This window comes from Sphingomonas sp. STIS6.2 (assembly GCF_000732685.2).
In the GTDB taxonomy this organism is placed as follows: domain Bacteria; phylum Pseudomonadota; class Alphaproteobacteria; order Sphingomonadales; family Sphingomonadaceae; genus Sphingomonas; species Sphingomonas aerolata.
Window position 1 is genome coordinate 43,950 of sequence record NZ_JPDP02000041.1, and the last position, 19,482, is coordinate 63,431.

At 66.5% G+C, this 19,482-nt stretch carries 24 protein-coding genes and 2 tRNA genes; 13 read left to right on the forward strand and 13 right to left on the reverse strand.

Annotated features, from left to right (window positions below; genetic code table 11):
- Nucleotides 1-10 precede the first annotated feature (10 nt).
- The 4 genes from nadA to sphst_RS06445 all read left to right on the forward strand — a co-directional run bounded on the left by nadA (nucleotide 11) and on the right by sphst_RS06445 (nucleotide 3,071).
- Complete coding sequence (gene nadA, locus sphst_RS06430; RefSeq protein WP_031395954.1) at nucleotides 11-1,015, forward strand: quinolinate synthase NadA; 1,005 nt, start codon at nucleotides 11-13, stop codon at nucleotides 1,013-1,015.
- Entirely contained in the window at nucleotides 1,012-1,857 is an 846-nt protein-coding gene (nadC, locus tag sphst_RS06435; RefSeq protein WP_031395953.1) for a carboxylating nicotinate-nucleotide diphosphorylase, read from the forward strand. The genes nadA and nadC overlap by 4 nt, the downstream gene beginning before the upstream one ends.
- Nucleotides 1,858-1,923: 66 nt before the next feature.
- Nucleotides 1,924-2,346 carry a hypothetical protein gene (locus sphst_RS06440; protein WP_031395952.1) on the forward strand — a complete coding sequence of 141 codons (423 nt, stop codon included), beginning with the start codon at nucleotides 1,924-1,926 and terminating at the stop codon, nucleotides 2,344-2,346.
- A gap of 5 nt (nucleotides 2,347-2,351) precedes the next feature.
- Nucleotides 2,352-3,071, forward strand: coding sequence for a ribonuclease T2 family protein (locus sphst_RS06445; RefSeq protein ID WP_031395951.1), 720 nt, complete (start codon nucleotides 2,352-2,354; stop codon nucleotides 3,069-3,071).
- Between the two features lie 7 nt (nucleotides 3,072-3,078).
- On the opposite strand, the gene sphst_RS06450 is transcribed toward sphst_RS06445, so the two are convergent.
- The 5 genes from sphst_RS06450 to rpsA form a co-directional block, all read right to left on the reverse strand.
- A complete protein-coding gene (locus sphst_RS06450) occupies nucleotides 3,079-3,504 on the reverse strand; it encodes a DUF4112 domain-containing protein (protein ID WP_031395950.1) in 426 nt (141 codons plus the stop codon).
- A gap of 5 nt (nucleotides 3,505-3,509) precedes the next feature.
- On the reverse strand, nucleotides 3,510-4,868 hold the full coding sequence (locus sphst_RS06455; RefSeq protein ID WP_234387498.1) for an ABC transporter substrate-binding protein: 1,359 nt from the start codon (nucleotides 4,866-4,868) through the stop codon (nucleotides 3,510-3,512).
- Nucleotides 4,869-4,963: 95 nt separating this feature from the next.
- Nucleotides 4,964-5,047, reverse strand: a tRNA-Leu gene (locus tag sphst_RS06460).
- Nucleotides 5,048-5,111: 64 nt separating this feature from the next.
- Nucleotides 5,112-5,393, reverse strand: coding sequence for an integration host factor subunit beta (locus tag sphst_RS06465; RefSeq protein ID WP_031393082.1), 282 nt, complete (start codon nucleotides 5,391-5,393; stop codon nucleotides 5,112-5,114).
- 128 nt (nucleotides 5,394-5,521) lie between these two features.
- Nucleotides 5,522-7,240, reverse strand: a complete 1,719-nt coding sequence (rpsA, locus tag sphst_RS06470) for a 30S ribosomal protein S1 (protein WP_031393081.1) — start codon at nucleotides 7,238-7,240, stop codon at nucleotides 5,522-5,524.
- A 275-nt stretch (nucleotides 7,241-7,515) separates the two neighbouring features.
- Between rpsA and sphst_RS06475 the strand changes: the two genes are divergently transcribed.
- Nucleotides 7,516-7,773, forward strand: coding sequence for a SemiSWEET family transporter (locus sphst_RS06475; protein WP_031393080.1), 258 nt, complete (start codon nucleotides 7,516-7,518; stop codon nucleotides 7,771-7,773).
- A gap of 242 nt (nucleotides 7,774-8,015) precedes the next feature.
- On the opposite strand, the gene cmk is transcribed toward sphst_RS06475, so the two are convergent.
- Nucleotides 8,016-8,648, reverse strand: coding sequence for a (d)CMP kinase (gene cmk, locus sphst_RS06480; RefSeq protein ID WP_056406029.1), 633 nt, complete (start codon nucleotides 8,646-8,648; stop codon nucleotides 8,016-8,018).
- Nucleotide 8,649: 1 nt separating this feature from the next.
- A complete protein-coding gene (gene aroA / locus sphst_RS06485) occupies nucleotides 8,650-9,996 on the reverse strand; it encodes a 3-phosphoshikimate 1-carboxyvinyltransferase (protein ID WP_107045323.1) in 1,347 nt (448 codons plus the stop codon).
- Between the two features lie 98 nt (nucleotides 9,997-10,094).
- Between aroA and sphst_RS06490 the strand changes: the two genes are divergently transcribed.
- Complete coding sequence (locus sphst_RS06490; protein WP_031395784.1) at nucleotides 10,095-10,421, forward strand: TIGR02300 family protein; 327 nt, start codon at nucleotides 10,095-10,097, stop codon at nucleotides 10,419-10,421.
- Nucleotides 10,422-10,503: 82 nt separating this feature from the next.
- Nucleotides 10,504-10,579: transfer RNA gene (locus sphst_RS06495), tRNA-Ala, on the forward strand.
- 88 nt (nucleotides 10,580-10,667) lie between these two features.
- On the opposite strand, the gene sphst_RS21550 is transcribed toward sphst_RS06495, so the two are convergent.
- Together sphst_RS21550 and sphst_RS06505 are read right to left on the reverse strand one after the other, a co-directional pair.
- Complete coding sequence (locus sphst_RS21550; RefSeq protein ID WP_107045324.1) at nucleotides 10,668-11,882, reverse strand: methyl-accepting chemotaxis protein; 1,215 nt, start codon at nucleotides 11,880-11,882, stop codon at nucleotides 10,668-10,670.
- Nucleotides 11,883-12,020: 138 nt separating this feature from the next.
- Nucleotides 12,021-12,704, reverse strand: coding sequence for a peptidylprolyl isomerase (locus tag sphst_RS06505; RefSeq protein WP_107045325.1), 684 nt, complete (start codon nucleotides 12,702-12,704; stop codon nucleotides 12,021-12,023).
- A 96-nt stretch (nucleotides 12,705-12,800) separates the two neighbouring features.
- On the opposite strand from sphst_RS06505, the gene sphst_RS20875 reads away from it, so the two are divergent.
- On the forward strand, nucleotides 12,801-12,968 hold the full coding sequence (locus sphst_RS20875) for a hypothetical protein (protein WP_199848931.1): 168 nt from the start codon (nucleotides 12,801-12,803) through the stop codon (nucleotides 12,966-12,968).
- Here the strand turns inward: sphst_RS20875 and sphst_RS06510 are convergent.
- Nucleotides 12,958-14,289, reverse strand: coding sequence for an MFS transporter (locus sphst_RS06510; RefSeq protein WP_052148897.1), 1,332 nt, complete (start codon nucleotides 14,287-14,289; stop codon nucleotides 12,958-12,960). The genes sphst_RS20875 and sphst_RS06510 overlap by 11 nt on opposite strands.
- A 223-nt stretch (nucleotides 14,290-14,512) precedes the next feature.
- On the opposite strand from sphst_RS06510, the gene pgsA reads away from it, so the two are divergent.
- The 3 genes from pgsA to sphst_RS06525 are packed head-to-tail and all read left to right on the forward strand — an operon-like array spanning nucleotide 14,513 to nucleotide 15,772.
- Nucleotides 14,513-15,064 (forward strand): CDP-diacylglycerol--glycerol-3-phosphate 3-phosphatidyltransferase, encoded by a 552-nt coding sequence (pgsA, locus tag sphst_RS06515; RefSeq protein WP_031395843.1) that lies wholly within the window; start codon nucleotides 14,513-14,515, stop codon nucleotides 15,062-15,064.
- A 4-nt stretch (nucleotides 15,065-15,068) separates the two neighbouring features.
- Entirely contained in the window at nucleotides 15,069-15,326 is a 258-nt protein-coding gene (gene moaD / locus sphst_RS06520; RefSeq protein WP_031395844.1) for a molybdopterin converting factor subunit 1, read from the forward strand.
- Complete coding sequence (locus sphst_RS06525; RefSeq protein ID WP_031395845.1) at nucleotides 15,323-15,772, forward strand: molybdenum cofactor biosynthesis protein MoaE; 450 nt, start codon at nucleotides 15,323-15,325, stop codon at nucleotides 15,770-15,772. Before moaD ends, sphst_RS06525 begins: the two co-directional genes overlap by 4 nt.
- Nucleotides 15,773-15,778: 6 nt before the next feature.
- Here the strand turns inward: sphst_RS06525 and sphst_RS06530 are convergent, their stop codons facing one another.
- The 3 genes from sphst_RS06530 to sphst_RS06540 form a co-directional block, all read right to left on the reverse strand.
- Entirely contained in the window at nucleotides 15,779-16,447 is a 669-nt protein-coding gene (locus sphst_RS06530) for a fasciclin domain-containing protein (protein WP_031395846.1), read from the reverse strand.
- A gap of 146 nt (nucleotides 16,448-16,593) precedes the next feature.
- On the reverse strand, nucleotides 16,594-17,241 hold the full coding sequence (locus sphst_RS06535) for a fasciclin domain-containing protein (protein ID WP_031395847.1): 648 nt from the start codon (nucleotides 17,239-17,241) through the stop codon (nucleotides 16,594-16,596).
- A gap of 86 nt (nucleotides 17,242-17,327) precedes the next feature.
- Nucleotides 17,328-18,245, reverse strand: coding sequence for a LysR substrate-binding domain-containing protein (locus tag sphst_RS06540; RefSeq protein WP_031395848.1), 918 nt, complete (start codon nucleotides 18,243-18,245; stop codon nucleotides 17,328-17,330).
- A gap of 151 nt (nucleotides 18,246-18,396) precedes the next feature.
- On the opposite strand from sphst_RS06540, the gene epsC reads away from it, so the two are divergent.
- Together epsC and sphst_RS06550 are read left to right on the forward strand one after the other, a co-directional pair.
- The gene (gene epsC, locus sphst_RS06545; protein ID WP_043158123.1) at nucleotides 18,397-19,128 is read left to right on the forward strand and encodes a serine O-acetyltransferase EpsC; all 732 of its coding nucleotides are present in this window, start codon (nucleotides 18,397-18,399) and stop codon (nucleotides 19,126-19,128) included.
- Nucleotides 19,129-19,137: 9 nt separating this feature from the next.
- The gene (locus sphst_RS06550; protein WP_031395850.1) at nucleotides 19,138-19,482 is read left to right on the forward strand and encodes a DUF2794 domain-containing protein; all 345 of its coding nucleotides are present in this window, start codon (nucleotides 19,138-19,140) and stop codon (nucleotides 19,480-19,482) included.

Here is a 19,482-nt window from a genome sequence, read left to right on the forward strand (position 1 = left end):
GGATACGACAATGGAACTCCACCAAAATTTTGCGGGCATCGACATTCGCGGCGAGATCGAGCGGCTCCGCAAGGAGAAGAACGCGATCATCCTCGCGCATTATTACCAGAAGCCCGAATTGCAGGACATTGCCGATTTCGTCGGCGACAGCCTCGACCTGTCGCGCAAGGCGGCGGCGACCGAGTCGGATGTCATCGCCTTCTGCGGCGTGCGGTTCATGGCGGAGACCGCCAAGATCCTGTCGCCCGACAAGATCGTCGTGCTGCCCGACATGGATGCCGGCTGCAGCCTCGAGGACAGCTGTCCCCCCGAACAGTTCGCGGCGTTTCGCGCCAAGCATCCCGATCACATCGCGCTGACGTACATCAACTGCTCGACCGAGGTGAAGGCGCTGTCCGACATCATCGTGACGTCCTCGTCGGCGGAGAAGATCCTGTCGCAGCTGCCCGCCGACCAGAAGATCATCTTCGGGCCGGACCGCAATCTCGGCGGCTATCTGGTGCGCAAGACCGGGCGCGAGATGCTGTTGTGGCCGGGCGTGTGCATCGTCCACGAGGCGTTCAGCGAAAGCGAGCTGCTCAAGCTCAAGGCCGCCAATCCGGGCGCGCCGATCGTCGCGCATCCCGAATGCCCGCCGATCATCCTCGACCATGCCGATTATATCGGGTCGACGCGCGGCATCCTCGATTATGCGATGGCGATGCCGGGCGACACGCTGATCGTCGCGACCGAGCCGCATATCATCCACCAGATGGAAAAGGCGTTGCCGAACAAGCGGTTCATCGGTGCGCCCGGCGCGGACGGCAACTGCAACTGCAACATCTGCCCGTACATGGCGCTCAACACGATGGAGAAGCTGTACGTCGCGCTGCGCGACCTGTCGCCGCGGATCGAGATCGAGGAGGGGCTGCGGCTCCAGGCGAAGAAGAGCCTCGATGCGATGTTGGCGATGGCCTCGGGCACCGTCGGGATGGGCGATCTCGGCCCGGCGCAGACGAGCGGGCTGCGTTCGTGAGTGCAGCGCTGGCGGGCTTCGACATCGATAGGTTCGTCGCTGCGACGCTTGCCGAGGATCTGGGCACGATCGGCGACATCACCTCTGCGGCGGTGATCCCCGCCGAGGCGCGCTTTGCGGGGGTGATGGACAGCCGCGATGCGATCACCGTCGCCGGTCTCGCCCTCGCCGATGCGTTCTTCCGCGCGCTCGATCCCGAGGTGCGGATCGAGCATCTCGTGGAGGACGGGCAGGCGGTCGCTGCGGGGACCGAACTTATGCGGATCGAGGGCCACGCGCGCGCGATGCTGACAGCCGAGCGGTCTGCGCTGAACACCGTCCAGCACCTGTCGGGTGTGGCGACGATGACGCGGGCTTATGTCGATCGGATGCAGGGCACCGGCGCCATCCTGCTCGACACGCGCAAGACCATCCCGGGCCTGCGCGTGCTGGAGAAATATGCGACGCGCATGGGCGGTGCGAAGAACCACCGCATGGGGCTGTGGGATGCGGCGATGATCAAGGACAATCATGTCGCGGTCGCCGGCGACGTCGGCGAGGCGGTGCGCCGGGCGAGGGATGCGGGCATCGCGCAGATCATCGTCGAGGTCGACCGTGTCGACCAGATCGAGCCCGCGCTGGCGGCGGGGGCGACGCATCTGCTGCTCGACAATATGCCACCCGAGATCCTCCGCAATGCGGTCGCGCTGGTCGATGGCCGCGTGCCGACAGAAGCATCGGGCGGCGTGTCGCTCGACACGATCCGCGCGATCGCCGAGAGCGGGGTCACCTATGTCTCGGTCGGACGGCTGACCCAGTCCGCGCCCGCCGCCGATATCGGGCTCGATTTCGCGACGCTTTAACTGGCGCGCGGGCAGAGACGCGGTATCGTGCCGCCACGACATGATCGCGAAGTGAACAGGGTGAAAATGCGTCCCAAATCCGTTGTATTGGCCGAATGGCTGTATCTCGCCTCGATCGGTCTGCTGATCGCGGTCAGCGTGCTGACCTGGGATGCCGCGGTTGCGCAGGGCGGCTTCGCACTGGCGGCAGGGGTAACGGCGTTCGGTGTCGGACTGTCGCTGCTGCTGCTGATCCTGACGACGCGCAGGGGTAGCCGGGTTGCCCTGTGGCTGCTCGTCGCGCTGACGGTGCTCGGCGCGGCTGGGGTGATGCTGCAGGTCGCGACGGGGGTGCTCGCGACGGGGCTGATCGGGATGCTGACGATCGCGCAGCTCGTGCTGACGATCCTGCCGATCGTCCTGCTGTTCCGGCCCCGAGCGCGCGCCTGGTTCGACGAGGTCGCGGACCGTGGCATCGACGACGATGCCGAGGAGGAGATCGAGGCATGACACGGATGAACCGGCTCGCGGGCATGATCATCGTCGCCGGGCTGTCGGCGCCGGGCATTGCCGCGGCGCAGGCCTATAGCTGTTCGGCGCCCATCGGCGGCACCGACCGCGTCCGCCCCGACCTGCCGTCCGCGCGCGAACCCGCGCGGATCCTGCCGATCGCTAGCTATACGCTCGCCATCACCTGGGCCCCGCAATATTGCCGCGAGAAGGGCGACCAGCCGAGCGCGCGGTTCCAGTGCGGGGCGGGCAACCGGTTCGGCTTCACGCTCCACGGCCTGTGGCCCGACGGCGCGGGCAAGACCTGGCCGCAATATTGCCGCGCGACCGCGATCGTCCCGCAGGCAGTGATCAAGCGCCAGCTCTGCACGACGCCGTCGGCGCAGCTGATCCAGCATGAATGGGCCAAGCACGGGACCTGCATGCCGGGCTATCAGCCCGCACGCTATTTCCGCCAGTCGAGCCGCCTCTACGCCAAGCTGCGCTATCCCGACATGGACACCCTGTCGCGAAGCCCGCTGACCGCCGGGCAGTTCGCCAGGGCGATGGCGAAGGCCAATCCCGGCCTTAACGCGGCAATGATGCGGGTTACGACGACCAAGCAGGGCTGGCTCGACGAGCTATGGATCTGTCTCGACACCGCCTTCCGTTACAAGCGCTGCCCCGCGCACGCAGGCGGGGTCGCGCAGGGCACGCCGATCAGGATCTGGCGCGGCGAGACCTGACCCGCACTCAGCCCGCGAGCGTTACGGTCGATGGGTGGTGCTTGTCGAGGTGACGCTTGATGATCCGCAGGTTGCGCGTGTTCGACCGGAACATGAAATCCGCGGCGTCGCCGACGAACGGCACCAGCCCGAGCGCTGCGTCGAACCCGACATTGCCCATCATCCGGGCGAGCTGGAACTTCGACATGCCGAGGTTGCGCGCCTCCCATACGAGCCAGCTTCCCATCAGCGCACCGATCAGGTCACCGACGACGGGGATCAGCCCGACGATCGCATCGAGCCCGATCGGGCGGTTGATCCCGGGGACCATGAACGCGCGTTCGAGAATGCGCTCCAGCGCCTCGACCCGGGCGCGGACCGAGGCCGGATCCTGACCGATCGCGAAGCTGCTGGCCAGCGTGGCGGGATCGATGCGAGTGGCATTGTTGGTCATGCGACTCACTTGGTGTCGGGACGAAGCCTGTTCAACGGGTGCCATGCGCGGCTGTTCGGCTGCCATTGTTGCAGCCGCGTCGCTACCAGCGACCAGCGGAGCGGCCGTGCGAGCGGAATGAAGGGCACGTCCTCGTTCAGCGCGGCATCGGCCGCCGCAATCCGCTGGCTGCGTTCGGCGAGCGTCGGTGCCGCACGCGCCGCGTCGAGTGCCGCCTGCGCGGGGGCGCTGCAGACGATGCACGCGTTCGCCAGATACCAGCGCGCGCTGTCATAGGGCGCCACCAGGTCGATCAGCCGCAGATCGGCGGGGGCGTCGATCGCGACGCGCTCGGGCAGGATACCGATCCGGAGCAGGGCGGCGGCGACATGCGCGTAGAGGATGGTCGCGCCGGATCCGGCGGGCAGCGCGATCCGCATCGCGATCGGCCCGCTCTGCGCCTGCTCGCGCCACGTCGCGACGCGTAACCGGGCACCTGCGCGGCGCTCGTCCTGGTTCAACAGCGTCCATGACGGCACCTGCGGAAGCCCGGCGGAGTCGAGCGGCTCGGCGAGGATGCGGTCCGCCGCCTCCCAATTCGGGGCGATCGCGGCGGTCAGCGCGGTGCGATCGATCGCCTGCGAGATCGCCGCGCGGTTCGCCGCCTCGGCAAGGAAGCCCGTCCGCGAAACGATCGCGAGCCCGAACAACCCGACCGTCGGGTCGACCCGGATCGCGGCGGGGGCGATATCGGCCGTCGCGAGAAGCGGCCAGTCAGCGAAGCTGCCGCCGCTCACCAGATCCGAGTCGCGATGCGCAAACCGCGCGATCGCCCGTGCCGCACGCTCGCCGATCAGGCGGACGTCACGTTCCGGCTGCATCTCGAGCTGGTCTTCGGGGTCGGCGCGGTTGAGGTCATAGACCGGGCGCAGCAGCGGCGCGGCGCCAGGCTGGGCGATGCGGAACGGGCCGCTGCCGCCGGTCGGCCGCAGACGTAGCAACGCGAGTTCGGGCTGTGCGAACAGCTTGAGCAGGTCGGGACGCGGCCGCGACAACCGGACCTCGATCACCTGCGGCGTCATCACGACGATCTCGTCGACCGCGCTGAGAAAAGGGGCGAGCGGATTGCGCGATGCCGGCACGATCTGGCGTTTGAGCATCGCGACGATCTGGTCCGCGGTGATGCGGCTACCGTCGCTCCACGTGGCTTCGCGCAGGCGGAAAATATAGCTCATGCCATCATCGATGACGATCCAGCGTTCGGCGAGGCCAGGCTCGATCTGGCCGGCAGCATCGAACCGGACCAACCCCTGCGCCGTCGAATCGATCAACAGGCGCGAGGGGAGGTCGATCGGGCCCCGGCGGGCATCCGCGGCAGCAGGCACCCCGCCGATCGCGCTGACGACGACCGCGCCCGAGTCGCGGCGCCGGTTGCAGGCCGCCGGTGCGAAGAGCAGCGCGGCGGCACAGGCAAGCGTGATGGTGCGGACGGCGGGACTCGAACCCGCACTCCAGGGGAGGGAGATTTTAAGTCTCCTGCGTCTACCGGTTTCGCCACGTCCGCACACGGGAGTCAGAAAGACGAGGTCGAGCGCAGGGTCAACCCATGTTGGACCCGCAGGTGCCGCTCAATCGACGTTAAGACGCGAGCGCATTTCCTTGCCGGGCTTGAAATAGGGGACGCGCTTGGCGTCGACGGCGACGACTTCGCCGGTCCGGGGATTGCGTCCGGTCCGCGCATCGCGCGCGCGCGTGGAAAATGCGCCGAAGCCGCGCAGTTCGACCCGGCCGTCGGCGGCCAGCCGCTTCGATATCTCGTCGAAAAAACACGAGACGATCAATTCGACCTCGCGCGGCTCCAGGTCCGGATGCGCATCGGTCAATTTTTGAACAAGCTCAGATCTGATCATGGTAACGAGCCCCCGCCCATATGTGATAATACTGATTTAGGTCAGTAATTGGGGCGATAGCACCAAATGAGTTTCAAGCCAAAAGCAAAAGGGACCGAAATGCATCGAGCATCCCGGTCCCAATTCGCTTACTTCTTTTCGGCTTCCGTGCGGGCCTTGAGAGCCTCGCCCAGGATGTTGCCGAGGGTCGCGCCGGAGTCCGACGAACCATACTGAGCGACAGCCTGCTTCTCTTCGGAGATCTGCATAGCCTTGATCGAGAAGGTCGGCTTCTTCGAACGATCGAAGCCCGTCACCATCGCGTCGAACTTCTGGCCGACCTGGAAACGCTCCGGACGCTGCTCGTCGCGATCGCGACCCAGATCCGTGCGCTTGATGAAGCCGGTCGCGCCATCGTCGCCCTGCTGAACTTCGAGACCCGCGTCGCGGACTTCGAGAACGGTGACCGTGACGATCGCGTTCTTGTTCAGCTTGTCGCCTGCTGCTGCGATGCCGCCGGCCGAAGGCCCGCCGCGCTCGAGCTGCTTCATGCCAAGCGAGATACGCTCCTTCTCTGCGTCGATGTCGAGCACGACGGCCTCGACGGTCTCACCCTTGCGATGCAGGTTGAGCGCGTCCTCGCCCGAAACGCCCCAGGCGATGTCGGACATGTGGACCATGCCGTCGACGTCGTTGTCGAGGCCGATGAACAGACCGAATTCGGTCGCGTTCTTGACTTCGCCCTCAACGGTCGAGCCGATCGGATGCGCGGCGGCGAAGGCCTCCCAAGGATTGGCCTGAGCCTGCTTGAGGCCGAGCGAGATGCGACGCTTCTCGGAATCGACTTCGAGGACCATGACGTCGACTTCCTGCGAGGTCGACACGATCTTGCCCGGATGGACGTTCTTCTTGGTCCAGGACATTTCCGACACGTGGACAAGGCCTTCGATGCCCGCTTCCAGCTCGACGAACGCACCATATTCGGTGATGTTCGTGACGCGGCCGGTGAGCTTTGCGCCGACCGGGTACTTGACCATCGCGCCATCCCAGGGATCGCTCTCCAGTTGCTTCATGCCGAGGCTGATGCGCTGGGTGTCCTTGTTGATGCGGATGATCTGCACCTTGACGGTGTCGCCGATGTTCAGGACTTCGCTCGGGTGACCGACGCGCTTGTAGCTGAGATCGGTGACGTGCAGCAGGCCATCGATGCCGCCGAGGTCAACGAACGCACCGTAATCGGTGATGTTCTTGACGACGCCGTCAATGATCTGGCCCTCAGCGAGGCTGAGGATCAGGCCCGAACGCTGCTCTGCACGCGTCTCTTCGAGAACCGCGCGACGCGACACGACGATGTTGCCGCGCTTGCGGTCCATCTTCAGGATCTGGAAGGGCTGGGGGATGTCCATCAGCGGGGTGACGTCGCGCACGGGGCGGATGTCGACCTGCGAGCCCGGCAGGAACGCGACGGCGCCGTTCAGGTCGACGGTGAAGCCACCCTTCACGCGGCCGAAGATCACGCCCTCGACGCGGGTCGTCTTCGAGAATTCGGTTTCCAGCTTGTCCCATGCGGCTTCGCGGCGCGCACGGTCGCGGCTGAGCATCGCTTCGCCATGGACGTTCTCGACGCGGTCGACATAGACTTCGACTTCGTCGCCGACCTTCAGGTCAGCCTTCTGGCCCGGCGCTGCGAATTCGCGAAGCGGCACGCGGCCTTCCGACTTCAGACCGACGTCGATGACGGCCATGTCGTTCTCGATACCGGTCACGGTGCCATGCACCACGCGGCCCTCGAAGCTGTCGGCGTCGCCGAGCGTCTCGTTCAGCATCGCGGCGAAATCGTCGCGCGACGGCATTACCTGGGTTGCCATAGAATTCAGTAATCCTAGTCTGTTTCCGGCCAAGCGGTTGGATCCGCTGGTCTTGGCCTTCGTTGCCGCGACGACCGAACGCCGGCACGGCATCCGGACGGCACGAGGCGCAGAGGATGTAGACGCTGGATGCGAAAACGGCGCGTGAGACTCAAAGGTCTCCGCGCCTTCCTCCACGAGCATCGCTCGCCGGACGCTCCTGTGTAGCGGAAACCCCGTCTCGGAGCAAGTTCGCCGCTGCAGCGTTAGGGGCGGCTTACAACAGGAGCGAAGATTTGAGCGAACGCGGCATTCTCGTGCTGGGCTGGATCGCCACGGCGACGGCGATCGTGATGTACCTGTCGTATATCGACCAGATCATGCTGAACCTGGCCGGGCAGAAGGGATCGGTGGTCCAGCCGTTCGCGACGATGGTCAATTGCGGGCTGTGGGTCGCGTATGGCGCGCTGAAGCCGAAGCGCGACTGGCCGATCGCGGTGGCGAACTTCCCGGGGGTGGTGCTGGGGGCGATCACGCTGGCGACGGCGTTGTAAGGGAGGGAGTTTCCGCGCGTCCTTGTTCTCCCGCGGAGGCGCGAGTCCAGTCTGGGTCCCCGCCTTCGCGGGGAAACAGCGTTCTTTTACGGTACACTAGCCCAACCAAAAGCCACCCCGGCGAAGGCCGGGGCCCAGTTGGGGGACATCGCTGACTGAGTGCAGCGCTCCGTTTCTGCGACCTTTCCAACTGGGCCCCGGCCTCCGCCGGGGTGGTTTTCCCCTCTTGGTGAGCGAAAGGTCTAACCCGCCTTCTTCGCCCGCTGCGCCTCGACCAGCGCCACCGCGCGCTGCACCGAGGCCTCGATCGACAGGAAGCTCGTATCGAGCAGCGCCGCGTCCGGCGCCATCACCAGCGGGGCGGTCGAACGGCCGGTGTCGCGGGCATCGCGCGCGCGAATGTCCGCTAGCACGCGGTCCTTGCTCGCCGTCCCGCCACGCGCCTGCAGCTCGGCATGGCGTCGCTGCGCGCGGATATTGGGGGTCGCCTTCACGAACAGCTTGGCGTCCGCATCCGGTGCGATGACCGTGCCGATATCGCGCCCGTCGAGAATCGCGCCGCCCGCCTGCGCGGCAAACCGCTTCTGTCGCTGCATTAACGCTGCACGGACCAGCGGGTGTGCGGACACGATCGAGGCCATCGCCCCGACATCGTCGTCGCGCAGCGCCGGGTCCGTCATCACCGCATCGTCGAAATCGGACGCGGCGACCGCATCGGCTTCCTGTTCGGGATCCAGCCCCATCCGCGCCACGTTCAGCGCGACCGCGCGGTAGAGCAGGCCGGTATCGAGATAGGGGAGGCCGTAATGCTTCGCCAAGGCGCGCGCGATCGTGCCCTTGCCCGATGCCGCCGGACCGTCGACTGCGATGATCATCTTAATTCCCCTGGCCGGTCGCCCGACCCGTTAATTCGTCGAGCGACCGGAAGAACACGGGATAGCTCGTCGCCACCGGCGATATGTCGTCGATCGTGATGGGCTCGGCGCTGCCAAGTCCAGCCACCACCATGCTCATTGCGATGCGATGATCGAGTTTCGAGGCGACCCGAGCGCCACCGCGAATCGCCGTCCCGCCCGAACCGGTGATCGCCATGCCGTCTTCGAATTCCTCGCACACCACGCCGCACGCCTCGAGCGCGATCCGCATCGTCGTGATGCGGTCCGATTCCTTCACCCGCAGCTCGTGCGCGCCCCTGGCGACGGTCGTGCCGGACGCAAACGCCGCGGCGACGAACAGCACCGGATATTCGTCGATCATGCTCGGCGCGAGATCGGCGGGCACCTCGATCGCGGTCAGCGCGGCATGGCGGACGCGCAGATCGGCGACGGGCTCGCCGCCGACGGTCCGCGGATCGAGCTCGGTGATGTCCGCGCCCATCATGCGCAGCGCCGTGACGATGCCGATCCGTGTCGGGTTCAGCCCGACATTGCGCACGACGATGTCCGACCCCGGCACGATCGACGCCGCGACCAGCCAGAAGGCTGAGGACGACGGATCGCCCGGCACGACGATATCCTGCGGGGTCAGCTCCGCCTCGCCGGTGATCGAGATCACGCGGCCCTGGTCCGTTTCCTCGACGGTCAGGTGCGCGCCGAACCCGGTCAGCATCCGCTCGCTGTGATCGCGCGTCGCGACCGGCTCGATCACCGTGGTGATGCCGGGCGTGTTGAGCCCCGCCAGCAGGATCGCCGACTTCACCTGTGCCGACGCGACCGGCAGCGTGTAGGTGATCGGCACCGCGGGGCAGATTCCGCGCACCATCAGCGGCAGCTTGCCGCCGGGCGACGCGGTGATGTCCGCGCCCATCTGCGACAGCGGCTCGATCACGCGGCCCATCGGCCGTCCCGACAGCGAGGCGTCGCCGGTGAAGGTGCAGGTGATCGGGTGGCTCGACACCAGCCCCATCAGCAATCGCGTCGAGGTGCCCGAATTGCCCATCTCCAGCGCGGTCTCGGGCTGGAGCAGCCCGCCGACGCCGACGCCGTCGACGACCCAGATGCCGTCGTCCTGCCGCTCGATCGTCGCGCCCATCGCGCGCATCGCCGCCGCGGTGGCGAGCACGTCCTCGCCCTCCAGCAGGCCGGTGATCCGGCTGGTTCCGACCGCGAGGCTCGCGAACATCAGCGCACGGTGGCTGATCGACTTGTCGCCGGGAACCGCGATCGAACCGGTCAGCGGACCGCGCGCGACGACGTCCAGCGGTTGGGGGAGGGGGTGTGTCATGGGGCCGGGCTTTTGACAGTGGCCTTGCGCTATGGCAAGGCGCGCCCACTTTGCGGGGGCATCCCCCACAATCTATCCATTCGAAAGGTTCTATCGGCATGATCAAGCCGGAATGGGGCACGAAGCGTTCGTGTCCGAAATGCGCGACGCGTTTCTACGACCTCGAAAAGGCCGACCCCGTCACCTGCATCGAATGCGGGTATGCGTGGGAGCCCGAGCCGATCCTGAAGTCGAAGCAGCCGCTGCCGTTCGAGGTCGCCAAGCCCGACACCAAGAAGCCCGACGCGGATCTCGAGGGTGACGAGGAAGAAGATATCGCCTCGATCACCGGCGAGGATGAAGAGCCGTCCGCGGACGACGAAGTCGATCTGGGCGGCGACGACGACCTCGGCGTCGAGACGCCGCAGGACGAGCACGAGCGTTGAGATAAAGAAATTTGGCAGGCGGCGTTTACGCCGCTTGCCAACCCGGGCGGCTCCGGTTAGTGAGCCGCCTCCCAACGGGAATGGGGCCGTAGCTCAGCTGGGAGAGCGTTCGCATGGCATGCGAAAGGTCAGGGGTTCGATCCCCCTCGGCTCCACCATTCTCGTTGATACGCGACGCGGTCGCGGTCCCTTATTTATGATGGATACCCCGCAGCGGGTCGTACTGCTGCCAACCCGGCACGAGCCTCAATAGGTCGCCTGGAAGGTCTCGGTGGCGACGCTGAGACCATGGGTCAGTGCGTGTACGGATTCGAGCTGCTGGCCGATCCGCCGGGCCAAGCTGATGAAGCGCTGGTTTCGGACTTCGAGATGTTCGACGCTGTCGGTCATCGCGCGCGCGGTGAGCGCGGTTTCGTCGATCGCGGCGGTGATCGCGAGGATCCGCTCGTTCTGACTGTGTGCGGTGTCGGTCACGATGACCGCGCGGGCCTGGATATCGGCGATGTCGTGCACGATCGCACGATTCGCCGCGACGACGTCGCGCGTCGCGATCTGCATCGCCGAGATCTGCGGCTCGATCCGTGCAACCGCATCGGACGTCTGCGTGGCAAGCGTCTTCACCTCGGCTGCGACCACCGCGAAGCCGCGCCCGGCCTCTCCGCTGCGCGCCGCCTCGATCGCGGCGTTGAGCGCGACGAGGCTAGTCTGCCGGGCGACCGCGCGGATGACGTCGAGGATCGAGCCGATCGATCCGGCACGGTCCGACAGCCCTTGCGACAGGGCGACCGTCTCGTGCGCATGCGCCATCGCACCGCTGGCGGCGCTGCTGGTGTGGCGGACCTGGTCGACGACCGTGTCGATCATGCCCGCCATCATCGCCGAGGTCTGTGCGGCATCCTGCATCGCGGCGGTGGATTGCTGCGCGGCGACGACGACGTCGCCCAAATCGCGGACGATCAGTTCGAGTTCGGCTTCGCCCGCGCGGCCCATCGCTTGGCCTTCCGCCGCCGCGGCATCGGTTTCGGTGACGACGGTCGCGATCTCCTCGCGGAACCGTTCCGCCTGCGCGGCTTGCGCCGCGACGACGTCGGTCAGCCGTCGCTCGACCGTGACGTCGCGGTAGGTGATTACCGCGCAGTGCCCGGACAGCGGGGCGAAGTTGATATGCAGGATCGTCCCGTCGTCGAAATGATGATCGATATCGACGCTGTCCTGCCGGGCCTGCCAGCGACGGTGATTGTCGACCACCGTCGCGATCCGTGCCGCGGACCAGCCGACGGCGGTGCCAACGACGCTGAGAAAGCTCGCCATGTCCATGCCGACCATGACGCGGTCCGGGTCGAAGCGGAACAGCGCCGCCACGCGCGGATTGACCAGCGCGATCCGCTCCGCCGCGTCGAAGACCACGACGCCGTCGGCGACCGCGGTCATCGCGATCGCCAGCAAGACGTTGGGGGGCATCGATCCGGTGCCTGGCGGCTTCCACCGCTGGCAAGGGGCGGGGGATTACGGCATGTCGCGTCTGCATCACCGCGGACTAGCCCAAAATGGTTTTAAGTCCGTTACTTAACCCCGATCCGTTACCCTTTACGACGGGCGTCACCGTGTCGCGGGCGACGTCCGCCGGGCGGTCAGGATGCGGATCGGCGCGGCGATCATCTGGCCCTTCATCACGCCTTCGCCCTTGGTCGGCGAGGTAGGCGCGGCAAGGATGCCGCGGACGATGTCCATGCCCTGGACGACGTGCCCGAACGCGGCAAAGCCGGTATTGTCGCCCGGCTTCTCGGGATGTGCGTCGAGGAAGGGGATCGCGCCGACGGTGATGAAGACGTCGGCGCGCCCGGTCCCCGGCGCCAGCCGTGCGAGCGAAATCGTGCCGTCGGTGTGGAGCAGGCCGGTCTTGCTGGTCGGCTCGTGCGCGATCGGCGGGAAGGCCCGCTTGGGATCGCCCTCGATCCCGCCCTGGATCAGTCCCGTATCCGGCCCCAGCCGCAGCGCGCGATAGAAGGTCGTGCCGTCGAGCTTGCGCGCGTCGACATAGCGCAGGAAATTTGCGGTGGTGATCGGTGCGCGCTCTTTCTCGAGCTCGAGCACGATCGGGCCGAGGCTGGTGGTCAGCGTCACGCCGATGATCGCGGAGCGGGGCGTCGCCGCGGGCACCGGTGGCGACGCATCTGCGGGCCCGGGGGCGGGCGCGGTGGCAGGCGCTGGCACTGATGGCACCTCTTGCGCGGCAAGCGGGGCGCTTCCCAGCAGGGTGGCGAGGACGGCGTATCGCAGCATGTCGAAACTCCTGAATTCTGTCCCATTCGCGGACGGGTTAAAACGGGACGATTTTGTCGCTGGTCGAAAAGGTAAACACCGCGTTAACCTGTCGCCATGACCCGACGCCTAGTCCTGACCAACGAAGCCGCGTGCCACCCGTTGCGACGGACGCTGCCCCCGCCCGTGATCGCAGCGTCGGGCGGGTGCGACGATCAGGACGTCAAGCTGTTCGTGCTGAGCTTCGCGGCCTTCTTCACCTGCTTCTACAGCTTCATTTTCTGATCACGGGCAGGCAGGTTTCGGCATCGTCGTCGCAGGCGCGGTGCAGCTTCTGCGCGATCCAGGCGGATACCAGGCACATGCCGGCGACCAGGAAGAGCAGGTCTTCGGGCGTCACGCCCGCCATCGTGATGCCGATGACCGCGATCGACCCGATCGTCATCGCGCCCGAATTGACGACGTTGTTCGCCGCCACCGTCCTCGCGGTCTGATCCTTTTCGACCGTCGTCGTTAGAAAAGCGTAGAGCGGGACGACGAACATGCCGCCGGTGATCGCAATCATCATCAGCGTGCCTAGCACCGGCCAAGCGCGCGGCTGTGCGAGGAACCCGGCCCAGTCGTAGAAATGGCCCGGCGCCGCCGGCGTCCAGGTCCGTACCAGGACCGAGAAGATAAGGACGAACACGCCCATCGCGATCACCGAGGCGGGTGCGTAGCGCGCCGAGATCCGGCCCTTGAGCATCGTGTTGATCACCACCGAACCGATCGCGACGCCGATCGAGAACACCGCGATCACGAAGCTCGCGACCCGCTCGTCCGCGGTCAGCACGTTCTTGACCAGCGGCGGGAAGATCACGATCAGCACCGCCCCGATCGTCCAGAAAAAGCTGATCGCGCAGATCGCCAGGAACAGCCGCGGGATATGCATCGTCGCGCTGATCAGCCGCCACGACGCGGTGAACGGGTTGTAGTTCAGCACCAGCGGCGGGCCCTCGCGCGGTGCCGGCGGCACCTGGCGACCCGCGAACCAGCCGATCACCGCGATCGCCAGCACCGCGATCGCCGCGCGCTCGATATGATCGGTCATGAACCCGGCGGTGATCGTCCCCATGAGAATCGCCAGATAGGTACCGGCCTCGACCAGCCCGGTGCCGCCGAGCACGTCGCATGGCGGCAGATGCTGCGGCAGGATCGCGTATTTGATCGGCCCGAAGAACGTCGAATGCACGCCCAGGCACAGCACCGCCCCGAGCATCAGCCCGAGGCCGATCGTCGAATGGCCGCTGCGCGCCACCATCAGCCCCGCCGCGCCGAGCGCCATGATGCCGATCTCCGCGCTCTTCACGAGCCGGATGATCCGCGCCTTGTCATGGCTGTCCGCAAGCTGCCCGGCGAGTGCCGAGAGCAGGAAGAAGGGGATGATCGCAATTCCGGTGGCGAGTGCGTTGAAATTCGCCTCCATCCGCGGATCGTTGAAGATCGCATAGGTCGCGAACAACACCATCGACGTCTTGAACAGATTGTCGTTGAAGGCGCCCAGAAACTGTGTCGTGAACAGGGGCAGGAAGCGTCGTTGCTTCAGCAACCCGAGTGCGTTGCGCATGCGAGAAAAGGCCCTGATCGTGGCAATAAGACTGCCGCGGCCTTAGCCCAGCGGGGGCGGTAGGCCAATGGTTTAGCGCCGCCCGCGTCGGCCGGGTGTCCGCGTACGGGATCCGAACGAGGCCCCGCGACGCGGTCCGGTGTCCGCGCTTGCCGCACATTAGTCGGCACCGATCGGTAAAACCCGGTTTCGCCAAGGGCATGACCGGAGTAGGGAAGGCGGGGTGTGGACCCTGCCCAACCTTCTGACGCTGTCGCGCATTGTCGCGGTACCCCTTCTCGTCGGCTTTCTGTGGTGGCCCGGCTGGGCGGCCGGCTACGGCATCGCCTTCGCGCTCTACTGCCTGATGGGCATCACCGATTATTTCGACGGCTATCTCGCGCGGTCGAACGGTGCGGTGTCGCGCCTCGGGATCTTCCTCGATCCGATCGCGGACAAGATCATGGTCGCGGCGGTCATCCTGATCCTGGTCGGCACGCGCGACATTGCGGGCGTCCATGTGATCGCCGCGCTCGTCATCCTGCTCCGCGAGATCGCGGTGTCGGGCCTGCGCGAATTCCTGGCGCAGGTGCAGGTGTCCGTGCCCGTCTCGCAGCTCGCGAAATGGAAGACGACGCTGCAGCTGGTCGCGCTGGGGGGACTGATCCTCGCCGGTGCGCTGCCCGACATGCCGTGGGTGCACGGCGTCGGGCTCGCCGCGCTCTGGGGGGCTGCGGTCCTGACGCTGGTGACGGGCTGGGATTACCTGCGCGTCGGCCTGAAGCATATGGATTGAGCGCATGACGGTGACGATGGTGTATTTTGCGTGGGTCCGCGAACGGATCGGGACGGGCGAGGAACGCGTCGATCCGCCCGCATCGGTGACCACGATCGCTGAACTGGTCGACTGGCTGGCGCTGTCCAGCCCGGGCCATGCCGCCGCCTTTGCCGATCCCGCCCGGCTGCGCGCCGCCCTTGATCAGGCGTTCGTGCCGATCGATACCCCGATCGCCGGCGCGCGCGAGATCGCACTCTTCCCTCCGGTGACGGGCGGATGATCCGGATCATCGTCCAGACCGCGCCGATCGATGTGCTGGCGGAGATCACTCAGGCCGAAACTGCCGGCGAACGCGGCGCGGGCGCGGTGGCGACGTTCACTGGTCTCGTGCGCGCAGATGACGGCGTCGAGACGCTCGAACTGGAACATTATCCCGGTGCGACCGAGGCCGCGCTCACCAAGGTGGCGACGGGTGCCGTCGAGCGCTGGGGGCTGAGTGCGGTGACGATCGTCCACCGGGTCGGGCCGATGCATCCGGGTGAACGGATCGTCTTCGTGGCGGCGGCGTCCGCACACCGTGCGGCGTCGCTCGAGGCCTGTGCCTATCTGATCGATCGGTTGAAGACCGATGCGCCGTTCTGGAAACGCGAGACCCGCGGCACACAGGCCAGCTGGGTCGAAGCGCGCGACGCCGACAAGGACGCCGCCGCGCGCTGGATCTCCTAGACGGCGTTAGCCGATCTTGGGAACGCTCATGCCATTGGTGAGATGGACGACACCGTTGGTCGCCTTGACGTCTGCCGTGTCGACATAGGCCTTGCTGCCGGCAACGTCCGTCAGTTCGATATTGCCGTTCGGACCCACCGATGCCGTCAGCGGTTGGCCGGCCAGCGTCGTGAGAACGGCCTTGCCGCCACCCGACGTGATCTGCGCCTTCAGCTGATCCGACGTCACGGCGCCTGCGACGACGTGATACTTCAGGATCGTCGCCAGCGTGGGCTTCGCCTCTGGCTTCATCAGCGTGTCGAGCGCGCCGGCGGGAAGCCGCGTGAATGCCTCATCGCTCGGTGCGAAAACGGTGAAAGGGCCGGGGCCCGCAAGCGTCGTGCCGAGGCCGGCGGCAGTCACCAGCTTGGCGAGCGTCGCGCGGTTTGGAAGAGTCGGCAGTGCTGCCGCGATCGTCGCGGTCGCTGCAGGCTGTGCTGCGGCGGGTGCTGCTGGAGCGCCGGCCAGCGGTGCGGCGGTACCAGCCTGTGCAGGGGCCTGCATTGGGGTCTGTGCGGGCGCCGTGCCAGTTGGCGCGGTCTGTGCGGGCGTCGTGCCGCTCGGCGCGGTCTGTGCGATTGCCGGTGCAGCCGCGAAAAGCGTTGCGGCAAGGACGAGAGGGGTCTTGGTGATCATGGATTTCTCCTGGCTGAAACAATCGTGAAATAAATTCTGCGATAGAACGTATGGAGTCACGCGGCGGTTTGCCAAGTTACGGACGCGCCAACAGGACCAAGTGCGCCGTTGACGCGACGAGGTGTTGGCAAGCTACCACACCTCGCTCAAGACAAGCGGGGTACGATTACCCCGTTGACGACATGAACTATGCCGTTCGACTGACGCACATCGGCGGTCTCGATATAACTTTTGTTACCGTTGACGTCGGTGAGTGCAATGATATCTCCGACGAGGGTCACCGTGATTGCATCACCTTCGACAGTCGTCAGTGCGGCAGTGCCGCCACCCGCCGCGACACGCGCCTTCAGGTCGGCAGCGGTGATGTCGCCGGGCACGACGTGATAGGTCAGCACTTTCGCCAGCGAAGCCTTGTTCTCGGGCTTGAGCAAGGTCTGGACCATGCCGGGCGCGAGCCGGCCGAACGCGGCGTCGGTCGGTGCGAAAACGGTGAACGGCCCGGTCCCGGACAGCGTCGCGGTCAGGTCCGCAGCCTTCAGCGCGGTGACCAGCGTCGCGAGATTGGGTGCGGCGGAGGCATTGTCGACGATCGTCCGCGTCGCGATCATCGGCACGCCGCCGACGGTCGGGTTGGCAACTGCGATCGGCCCGTTGGGCGTCGACAGTGCGGGGTTGGCGGGGGGCGGCGCGGTCGGCGTGCCGAGGTCGCTGTTACCGCTGCTGCAGGCGGCGAGCGCGAGCGCGACAAGACCCGTGGTGCCCAGACCAATATACAGGGGGCGCATGTTCGACATCGAAATCTATCTCCTCAAACGAGCGCTTGCGAACCGCAACTACGGTTGAGCCCGGAAATTGTTGCAGTGCGAGCCAGCGCGACCGGTCAGCGGGCCTCGGCAAGCGCCTTGGCGAGCAACTGGAAATCCTTCTCGCGCGGCGAGGCCTTGCGCCATACCAGCGCGATCCGGCGAAACGCGTTCTCGGCGTCGAGCGGCAGCGCGGTGATCCCGGTATTTTCGAGGATCCCGGCGTTCAGCGCCATCTCAGGCAGCATCGTGATGCCCAGGCCGTTGTCGACCATCTGCACGATCGTGTGCAGCGACGTGCCCATCATCGTCGCCTCGGCACGGATCTCCGGCCGGTTGCACGCGGCGAGCGCATGATCCTTCAGGCAATGCCCGTCCTCGAGCAGCAACAGCCGAGTCTCGTCGATCGCCGAGGCGGGAATGGCGGAGGCGGGGATCGAGGTCCGGTCCGCGGGCACGTCCTCGGTCGGGAAGGCGACGAACAGCCGGTCGTCGAACAGGGGCTCGAACGCGACTTCGCCGCAGGCATAGGGCAGGGCGAGCAATACACAGTCGGTGCGGCCGTTGTGCAGCCCCTCGCACGCCGCGCCGCTCGGCTCCTCGCGCAGGAACAGCTTGAGGTCGGGATAGTCGCGTCGCAGCCGCGGCAGGATGCGCGGGAGCATGAACGGCGCGATCGTCGGGATCACGCTCATCCGCATGTCGCCCGACAGCGGCCGGCCGGCGGCGCGCGCCATGTCGCCAAGTTCCTCCGCCTCGCGCAGCACGCGGCGCGCCTTGTCCGCGATCCGATCCCCCAACGGGGTGAAGCGGACGACGCGGCGCGTGCGTTCGACGAGTACTACCCCGATCAGCGTCTCGAGCTCGCGCAGCCCCGCCGACAGCGTCGACTGGGTCACGAAACAGGCCTCGGCAGCACGACCGAAATGGCCATGGTCCTTCAGCGCGACGAGATATTGCAGTTGCTTGAGCGTGGGGAGATAGGTTGCAGCCATTGATCGCCCATATCGATCGTGCACCCCCTTTTGTCCATGCCGGGTCGATAATGAGGCCGTCAGCGCAGGGCGTCCGCCGCGGCGTTGCCCCCGCCCGCTGGAAATCGCCCCTGTGAACGCCTAAATGAGCGGACCGCCAAGGGGAATGCGCATGTTCAGCCGGTTAGGGGCTTATCTCGACTCGATCCGGGCGCGTGACCCGGCGCCGCATTCTCGCGCGGAGATCATGCTCTACCCCGGCGTCTGGGCGCTGGGGATGCACCGCATCGCACACCGGCTGTATAGTAGGCAGAATTTCTTCCTCGCGCGGTGCGTCAATCATTTGTCGCGGTTCCTGACCGCGATCGACATCCATCCCGGCGCGACGATCGGTCGCAACTTCTTCATCGACCACGGCTTCGTCGTGATCGGCGAAACCTCGCTGATCGGCGACGACGTGACGATCTATCAATGCGTGACGCTGGGCGGGACGAGCCCAGACAATGGGGTTGCCGGCAAGCGCCATCCGACTATCTCGGACGGCGCGATCATCGGATCGGGCGCGCAGGTGCTCGGGCCGATCACGCTCGGCCGGCGCTCACGAGTCGGCGCGAATGCGGTTGTGACGCGCGACGTCCCCGAGGGCACGACCGTCGTCGGCATCCCGGCGCGCGCGACGACGGTAGAGGGCGGCGCCGCCCCCGAGGCACCTCGCTTCGTGCCCTATGGCACGCCGTGCACCGAGGCCTTCGACCCGGCGACGCAGAAGATGGAGATCATGCGCTGCGAGCTGGAGATGATGCGCAAGCGTCTGGATTCGCTGCTCGCCGATCAGGACCTGTCGACCGATCGCGACGGGCTCCGTCGCGGCCCGGTCGAACAGGATCTGCGCGATCGGGCCTGATCCGTCCTGATGAACAACGTCACGCCCTTCCCGACCCGCAATACCGCCCCCACCCAGATCGGCTTCGATCGGCTCGAACTGATGCGGATCCTCGACCTCTACGGACGCATGGTCGCGGCGGGGCATTGGCGGGACTATGCGATCGATCTCGGCCGCGAGGCGGCGGTGTTCGCCTGTTTCCGCCGCGCGGCCGAACGGCCCGAATTCCGGATCGAGAAACGCCCCGCGCTTCGCAACCGCCAGGGCATGTGGGCCCTGGTCGGCGAAGGCGGGGCGGTGATCAAGCGGGGTCATGACCTCGGCCCGATCCTCGCCCCGGTCGAGCGACGGCTGATGAAGCTCGTCGAAAGCTGA

What these genes read in the sequence shown, in the direction of transcription:
- nadA (WP_031395954.1), top strand. Translation starts at nt 11, where the DNA reads ATGGAACTCCACCAAAATTTTGCGGGCATCGACATTCGCGGCGAGATC.
- sphst_RS06440 (WP_031395952.1), top strand. Translation starts at nt 1,924, where the DNA reads ATGCGTCCCAAATCCGTTGTATTGGCCGAATGGCTGTATCTCGCCTCG.
- sphst_RS06445 (WP_031395951.1), top strand. Translation starts at nt 2,352, where the DNA reads ATGAACCGGCTCGCGGGCATGATCATCGTCGCCGGGCTGTCGGCGCCG.
- sphst_RS06450 (WP_031395950.1), bottom strand. Translation starts at nt 3,504, where the DNA reads ATGACCAACAATGCCACTCGCATCGATCCCGCCACGCTGGCCAGCAGC.
- sphst_RS06465 (WP_031393082.1), bottom strand. Translation starts at nt 5,393, where the DNA reads ATGATCAGATCTGAGCTTGTTCAAAAATTGACCGATGCGCATCCGGAC.
- rpsA (WP_031393081.1), bottom strand. Translation starts at nt 7,240, where the DNA reads ATGGCAACCCAGGTAATGCCGTCGCGCGACGATTTCGCCGCGATGCTG.
- cmk (WP_056406029.1), bottom strand. Translation starts at nt 8,648, where the DNA reads ATGATCATCGCAGTCGACGGTCCGGCGGCATCGGGCAAGGGCACGATC.
- aroA (WP_107045323.1), bottom strand. Translation starts at nt 9,996, where the DNA reads ATGACACACCCCCTCCCCCAACCGCTGGACGTCGTCGCGCGCGGTCCG.
- sphst_RS06490 (WP_031395784.1), top strand. Translation starts at nt 10,095, where the DNA reads ATGATCAAGCCGGAATGGGGCACGAAGCGTTCGTGTCCGAAATGCGCG.
- sphst_RS21550 (WP_107045324.1), bottom strand. Translation starts at nt 11,882, where the DNA reads ATGCCCCCCAACGTCTTGCTGGCGATCGCGATGACCGCGGTCGCCGAC.
- sphst_RS06505 (WP_107045325.1), bottom strand. Translation starts at nt 12,704, where the DNA reads ATGCTGCGATACGCCGTCCTCGCCACCCTGCTGGGAAGCGCCCCGCTT.
- sphst_RS20875 (WP_199848931.1), top strand. Translation starts at nt 12,801, where the DNA reads ATGACCCGACGCCTAGTCCTGACCAACGAAGCCGCGTGCCACCCGTTG.
- sphst_RS06510 (WP_052148897.1), bottom strand. Translation starts at nt 14,289, where the DNA reads ATGCGCAACGCACTCGGGTTGCTGAAGCAACGACGCTTCCTGCCCCTG.
- moaD (WP_031395844.1), top strand. Translation starts at nt 15,069, where the DNA reads ATGACGGTGACGATGGTGTATTTTGCGTGGGTCCGCGAACGGATCGGG.
- sphst_RS06525 (WP_031395845.1), top strand. Translation starts at nt 15,323, where the DNA reads ATGATCCGGATCATCGTCCAGACCGCGCCGATCGATGTGCTGGCGGAG.
- sphst_RS06530 (WP_031395846.1), bottom strand. Translation starts at nt 16,447, where the DNA reads ATGATCACCAAGACCCCTCTCGTCCTTGCCGCAACGCTTTTCGCGGCT.
- sphst_RS06535 (WP_031395847.1), bottom strand. Translation starts at nt 17,241, where the DNA reads ATGTCGAACATGCGCCCCCTGTATATTGGTCTGGGCACCACGGGTCTT.
- sphst_RS06540 (WP_031395848.1), bottom strand. Translation starts at nt 18,245, where the DNA reads ATGGCTGCAACCTATCTCCCCACGCTCAAGCAACTGCAATATCTCGTC.
- epsC (WP_043158123.1), top strand. Translation starts at nt 18,397, where the DNA reads ATGTTCAGCCGGTTAGGGGCTTATCTCGACTCGATCCGGGCGCGTGAC.
- sphst_RS06550 (WP_031395850.1), top strand. Translation starts at nt 19,138, where the DNA reads ATGAACAACGTCACGCCCTTCCCGACCCGCAATACCGCCCCCACCCAG.